The sequence below is a fragment of the Pseudomonas sp. genome, assembly GCF_035277045.1.
Classification (GTDB): domain Bacteria; phylum Pseudomonadota; class Gammaproteobacteria; order Pseudomonadales; family Pseudomonadaceae; genus Aquipseudomonas.
The window spans coordinates 1-4,582 of record NZ_DATELE010000225.1 but is presented as its reverse complement, the minus strand read 5'-3'; the positions used below and the strand labels follow the sequence as shown (position 1 = coordinate 4,582).

At 62.7% G+C, this 4,582-nt stretch carries 5 protein-coding genes; 3 read left to right on the top strand and 2 right to left on the bottom strand.

Annotated features, from left to right (window positions below; all coding sequences use genetic code 11):
* A partial coding sequence (locus VJS90_RS13225; protein WP_324122100.1) for a YcaO-like family protein occupies positions 1-1,102 on the bottom strand: 1,102 nt, incomplete at its 3' end.
* 190 nt (positions 1,103-1,292) lie between these two features.
* On the opposite strand from VJS90_RS13225, the gene VJS90_RS13220 reads away from it, so the two are divergent.
* The 3 genes from VJS90_RS13220 to VJS90_RS13210 all read left to right on the top strand — a co-directional run bounded on the left by VJS90_RS13220 (position 1,293) and on the right by VJS90_RS13210 (position 3,187).
* On the top strand, positions 1,293-1,601 hold the full coding sequence (locus VJS90_RS13220; protein WP_324122099.1) for a hypothetical protein: 309 nt from the start codon (positions 1,293-1,295) through the stop codon (positions 1,599-1,601).
* A gap of 185 nt (positions 1,602-1,786) precedes the next feature.
* Positions 1,787-2,854: a M4 family metallopeptidase gene (locus VJS90_RS13215; protein ID WP_324122098.1), complete on the top strand. Its 1,068-nt coding sequence runs from the start codon at positions 1,787-1,789 to the stop codon at positions 2,852-2,854.
* A 12-nt stretch (positions 2,855-2,866) separates the two neighbouring features.
* Complete coding sequence (locus VJS90_RS13210; RefSeq protein WP_324122097.1) at positions 2,867-3,187, top strand: protealysin inhibitor emfourin; 321 nt, start codon at positions 2,867-2,869, stop codon at positions 3,185-3,187.
* A gap of 32 nt (positions 3,188-3,219) precedes the next feature.
* Here VJS90_RS13210 and VJS90_RS13205 read toward each other — a convergent pair.
* Positions 3,220-4,582: putative bifunctional diguanylate cyclase/phosphodiesterase (locus tag VJS90_RS13205; protein WP_324122096.1), on the bottom strand; the 1,363-nt coding region annotated here is incomplete at its 5' end.

Below are 4,582 nucleotides of genomic sequence, written 5' to 3'. Positions count from 1 at the left end.
CTTGCGGCACATCGGGCAGCGCGTATTCGCGCTCCAGGATTTCACGTTTCACCGCGCGCTCGAAGATTTCAGACAGGCACTGCACCTGCGCCTCGGCCAGCGTGTTGCCGGCACTCATGCCATTGCTCAGGTACAGGTTTTCAATCAGGTTGGAGGGGAAGTACACCACCTCTCCATCCGACTGACGCACATACGGCAGCGAGCAGATCCCGCGCTCTTCGTTGCCCGAGTTGGTGTCGTACAAGTGCGAGCCACGCAGCTCGCCATCGCGGTTGTAGACCGCGAGGCAATAGGCGTCGAGAATCTCCGCGGGCAGCGCGTCCTTGCGGCCCGGCTGGAACCAGCGCTCGTTCGGGTAATGCACGAACGGTGCAGTGGCGATGTCTTCGCCCCAGAACTGGTCGTTGTAGAAGAAGTTGCAATTGAGCCGCTCGATGAACTCGCCCAGCGCCGACGCCAATGCACCTTCTTTAGTGGCGCCCTTGCCGTTGGTGAAGCACATCGGCGAATGCGCGTCGCGAATATGCAGCGACCACACATTGGGAACGATATTGCGCCACGAGGCGATTTCGATCTTCATGCCCAGGTCGGCCAGAATGGCCGACATGTTGGCGATGGTCTGCTCCAGTGGCAGATCCTTGCCCGCGATATAGGTACTCGCGTTCGAACCCTGATCAAGCATCAGCAACGCCTGGGCATCGGCATCCAGGCTTTCCACTTCCTCGATCACGAACTCTGGGCCGGTCTGCACGACCTTCTTCACCGTGCAACGGTCGATCGAACGCAGGATGCCCTGGCGGTCCTTGGCGGAGATATCGGCGGGCAATTCGACCTGGATCTTGAAGATCTGGTTATAGCGGTTTTCCGGGTCGACAATATTGTTTTGCGAGAGCCGGATATTGTCGGTCGGTATATTGCGGGTCTCGCAGTACAACTTCACAAAGTACGCCGCGCACAACGCCGACGATGCCAGGAAATAATCAAACGGGCCGGGCGCCGAACCATCGCCTTTATAGCGAATCGGTTGGTCAGCCACCACCGTGAAATCATCGAACTTGGCCTCAAGCCGGAGGTTGTCTAGAAAGTTGACCTTGATTTCCATGCGGGAATACCATAATACCGAGCAAAACGAAGTGGCCGCCATTATCCGGATTTTTCGGCTGGAAGTCTTGGGCGATCTGCCCTGGCGGTTGGCGAGACCGGCCAGCGCCCGCCGCCGGTCGCCTACCTGCGCCCCTTCCGCCACCGGGTCCAGACTTTACTGTGCGACTCTAGAAAGGAGGCGTACGACAATGAGCAGTCTCTCATTGAGCGCGGTCATGGCAACCTTGCTTGCCGCGGCCAGCCCCACAGCGCTCTCAGGCACGACGACGGACTACAGCGCAGCCAGTACCGACAGCGAATCCGCTTCTTACCCGCCTTCGACCGACCCGGCACCCGCCATCAACCCCGATGAAGCCGCCGGCCTCACGGATGACAGCATCCAGGCAAACGGAAGAAACGGATCACATTCTCTCCATCCCGCCGCGCCGGTGAACGTCGATCAGGTCGCGGACGATGGAGTGTCCAGCGGCACCAGCAGCTCTGCTGCAGGTGATTGATGGATTTGCGGTGTCAGTGCCCCCACTGACACCGCAAGTCTGCACTGCACTCGATATCCTGTTGAATGGCATACCCTTCCCGTTAGCTCGAAAGGTTATTTGCCCCAAGCTCGGCAAGACTATGATGAACACTGTTCGACTGTGAATCGGCCCCGGTCCCGAAACGCTTCGTGCAGGAGGTATGCATGTGCCGCCACCCCCATTGCCGCAATCCCGTCCATTGCCTGGTCCCCCCCTACATTCTCAACTCCATCGCCCGCAACGGCACCCCCGCCCAGCGCAACGCGGCCCTCCACACCCGTGCCGTGGACAGCACCCTGCGCGCCATGCGCCTGTCTAACCAGAACCTGCGCCAGCCCCGGCGCAGCATTCAGCTGGCCCAGCGGCTGGAGAAGCAGCGCACGATCTACAGCGCGAACGGTACCCAGTCGCTACCGGGCACGCTCGCCCGTGCCGAAGGCCAGGCCGCGACCGGCGATCCCGCCGTGGACGAAGCCTACGACGGACTTGGCCTGACGTTTGATTTCTTCGCGCAGGTCTACGGTCGCAACTCCATCGACGATGCGGGCATGCGCCTGGATGCCACGGTGCATTTCGGCGAGGATTACAACAACGCGTTCTGGAACTCGGCGCAGATGGTCTTCGGCGATGGCGACGGCGAGGTCTTCAACCGCTTCACCATCGCCCTGGAGGTCATCGGGCATGAACTGTCCCATGGGGTGATCGAGGATGAGGCGCAGCTGGTCTACTTCAACCAGGCCGGTGCGCTGAACGAGTCGGTCTCGGACGTGTTCGGCGCGCTGATCAAGCAGTACGCCACAGGCCAGACCGCCGACCAGGCTGACTGGCTGATCGGCAAAGGCCTGCTGGCCCCGGGCATCAACGGCCAGGCGCTGCGCTCGATGAGCAATCCGGGCTCGGCGTTCGATGACGAGCTGCTCGGCAAGGACCCACAACCCGGCCATATGGACCAGTACGTCGACACCTTCGAGGACAACGGCGGCGTGCACATCAATTCGGGCATTCCCAACCACGCGTTCTTCCAGGTGGCCATGCGCATCGGCGGTCACGCCTGGGAGACGGCCGGCAGGATCTGGTATGACACGCTGAGGGATCCGCGGGTGCGGCCAGACATCGGTTTCCTGGCGTTCGCCCGGGTCACGGCGGACGTGGCCGGGCGCAGCCATGGTGTCGGCAGCCCCGTGCAACAGGCGGTCAGCGCGGGGTGGGCTGCCGTGGGCATTGTCATCTAGAGGAGCGCGGACGTGCTGATCGAACTGAAGCAAATCGGCGGGATCGCCTTTCTCCCGGGCCTTGCCAAACCTTCACGGCTGGATGTCGACACCCTGCCGCTGCTCGAGCAGGCAAGGATTCGCGAGCTGTTGCAGGCGGCGGATTTCTTCCGTCTGCCCGCCCAGTTGTGCCTGCCGCCAAAAGGGTCGGCGGACTGCCAGCGGTACCTGGTGACCATCTCCGACGGCGAGCCCGCGCGCGCGCACACCGTGGACATCATGGTGCCTGTCGAGAATCAGTACCTGCTGGAGCTTATCCGCTGCGTGCGCCAGCATGTCAAACAGCGCCGATGAGGCACCCTTGCGCCCCCATGGCGGTACGGTGGCTAGCGGCGAGGCAGCAGCCATTCCTCGAACTGGGCCGGTTCCAAGGGCCGGCTCAGGAAGTAGCCCTGGCCCTCGTCACAGGCAACGGAATCAAGCAGCCGCAGCTGTTCCAGCGTTTCGATGCCTTCGGCCGTGACGGTCAGTGACAGCGCCTTGCCAAGGCCGATCACCGCCTCCACGATCGCCAGGTCAGGCTCGCTCTCGCCCAGCCGGCTAACGAAGCTGCGGTCGATCTTGAGGCCATCGAACGGGAACGACCGCAGATAGCTCAGGGACGAGTAGCCCGTGCCGAAGTCGTCCATCGACAGCCTTACGCCCAGTGTCTTCAGCGCCCGCATCAATTCCAGCGCATGTTCCGCGTCTTCGAGCATCACGCTTTCAGTCACTTCCAGCTCGAGCCTTCGCGCCGCAAGGCCAGAAGTGGCCAGGGCGGACTTGACCCGCTCGACCAGTTGCTCGCCCTGGAATTCCTTCGACGAGATGTTCACCGACACGCACAGGTCATCGGGCCACTGCACCGCCTGCCGGCATGCCGTGTTCATCACCCAGTCACCCAAGGCGATGACAAGCCCTGTTTCCTCGGCAATCGGCACGAACGCATCGGGTGCCAGCAAGCCCCGCTCCGGGTGCTGCCAGCGCACCAGTGCCTCGGCGCCCATCATCTGACCGTCATTGATGCGCAACCTGGGCTGGAAGTGCAGCCGCAGCTCGTCGTGGCTGATCGCATAGCGAAGATCGCTTTCCAGCCGGCGGCGCTCGATGATGCGGTTGTTCATCTCGCTGTCATAGAAGCGCCAGGTGCCGCGTCCGCTGGCCTTCGCCTCGTACAGGGCAATGTCGGAATAGCGCAGCAGCTCGGCGGCCTGCGAGGCGTCCGTGGGCGCCATCGCGATGCCGACACTGGCGCTGACGAAGATTTCCTGGCCATCGATGACCATCACTTGTTCGATCAGCGCGATCAATCGCTGGCAAATGGCTTCGACTTCCGCGTGCTCCACCTTGCCAGCGACCACCATGACGAACTCATCGCCGCCCACGCGCGCTACAAGGTCCTCGGTGCGCACGCACTGCTTGATGCGGGCGGCAATCTGGCGCAGTACCCGGTCGCCGGTCGCGTGTCCGAGCAGGTCGTTGACCGGCTTGAACCGGTCCAGATCAATGGTCAGCATGACCAGGGGCGCGCCCGCTGCCAGGGAGGGTGCCAGCGTGCCTTCCAGGAAATCGCGCAACTGGTGCCTGTTGGGCAGCCCTGTCAGCACGTCGTGCCGGGAAAGGTACTCGACACGTTGGCGCGCTTCCATTTCTTCGGTCACATCAGTGGCGGTGCCGCGAAAACCCTGCCCGGCGATGGTACGCGCCGCC